At 27.0% G+C, this 1498-nt stretch carries 4 protein-coding genes; all 4 read right to left on the minus strand.

Translation table 4 applies throughout. The features are described from left to right. On the minus strand, window positions 1-610 hold a 610-nt coding region (locus tag D9R21_RS06405), incomplete at its 3' end, for a hypothetical protein (RefSeq protein ID WP_148108873.1). A gap of 207 nt (window positions 611-817) precedes the next feature. Further along, window positions 818-943 (minus strand): hypothetical protein, encoded by a 126-nt coding sequence (locus tag D9R21_RS08595; protein WP_255416637.1) that lies wholly within the window; start codon window positions 941-943, stop codon window positions 818-820. A gap of 27 nt (window positions 944-970) precedes the next feature. Next, a complete protein-coding gene (locus D9R21_RS06410) occupies window positions 971-1252 on the minus strand; it encodes a hypothetical protein (protein WP_126821535.1) in 282 nt (93 codons plus the stop codon). A gap of 37 nt (window positions 1253-1289) precedes the next feature. Then, the coding region (locus D9R21_RS07560) for a hypothetical protein (protein ID WP_158613964.1) at window positions 1290-1498 on the minus strand (209 nt) is incomplete at its 5' end.

The raw sequence follows: 1498 nt of genomic DNA on the forward strand, positions 1-1498 counted from the left end.
ATTCACTGTTCATATAGAATTTAAACGGTTCAGGAGCCAAAACAAACTGTTCTGCTTTGATTAAAGTTGTCATAACGACAATAGGGGCATATTTAGGATCTTTATAATATATTGTTAAAGCAACTTCACCCGCAACTGCTAAAGGAATAATTTTTACTGCTAAAAAAACATCAGAACCATAAGCAAAAGGTAAAAATTGGCCTTTTTGAATGGCCTTTCTTTCAAATTTAGACAATATTTTTTTAGTTTTATCAGTAATTTTATTAATTACTTTTTGTTTAATTGTAATTATTTGTTTTTCAATTGGGGCTAATAATTTTTTAGTTACTTTTTGAATATAAAAATTAGGGTTTAAATGATTTAAAACTTTATTTAATTTAATTGGCGTTTTTTGTAAGATATTTAATAATTTATTATGATATATTTTGCTACTACGCATTAAATTAGCATTTAATAGTAGGTTTTTACCAACACCTTTTTTATGAAGATTAGCCATAATGTTATATCATTCATCGGTATTTATTTTGCTTATTTTATCAATATTTAATCCGTATTCAGACAGTAATTTATTAGCATTTTTTTCATTTATGTGGGGTATTTTTTGAACCAACTTAGGGCTTATTTTTTGAATGTTTTTTTCAATTTTTAATAAACTATTAATTGTTTCAAAATTAGAACCCTTAAAACCTTTATAAAAATCATTGCGGGCTAATTTTCCAATCGTATATAATAAAGTTTCATCATTAGCTTGCTTTGTAAAATCAAATATTAATTTATCAGATAAAATCTTTTTACCCGTGACGTGTCTTACAACATCTTATAAATTATTAGCAGTTATCACGCCTAATTTTTCAAGTAGTTTATTTTCTTTTGCTAATTTTAAAATTCTAGTTGTTCGAGCAGCACGCGTTAATTTACCAATACCGCCAATTGCTGGTAACAAATTTAAGGCAGTACTTTTTGTTGTAACTTATGATGTTAATTTATCGTATATTTGATTTACGGCAAAATCGGTTTCTGTTTCTACTCCAAATGAAATAAATGTTGCCGCAAAATTAGATAATCCTGCTCCTAATCCAATAGCAGAAGCAATTCCACCTGTTAAAACCGATAAACCAAGGGCTAATACTTGAATTCCTAAAAATTCTAGTAATTGTAAACTAAAACTTTTTTGTTGTTGTTTAATTGATAATCTAGTTGGTGTTTTTTTAACAGGATAAATTAGCGCAGTTTTGCTTGTTCCAATTGGCATAGTTTATAAAATGAGAAAAAGTACTATTTTTTAGTACTTAAGAATTTTTAATTTTAACATCAATGGCGTTTGTTTGACCAGTGGCGTTGTTTTTGCCTTCAATTTGCACCGCAACTGTTTTATCATTTGTAATATCAATTGGTCAATCTTCACCTTTGGCTTCAATAAAGTAATCATAATCATTTTCAGTTAAAGAATTATCTACTGTTTTAACAGCTTTTAAAACAGCATCTTTAAATTGTATTT

The sequence above is a fragment of the Spiroplasma endosymbiont of Megaselia nigra genome (assembly GCF_003987485.1).
In the GTDB taxonomy this organism is placed as follows: domain Bacteria; phylum Bacillota_I; class Bacilli_A; order Mycoplasmatales; family Mycoplasmataceae; genus Spiroplasma.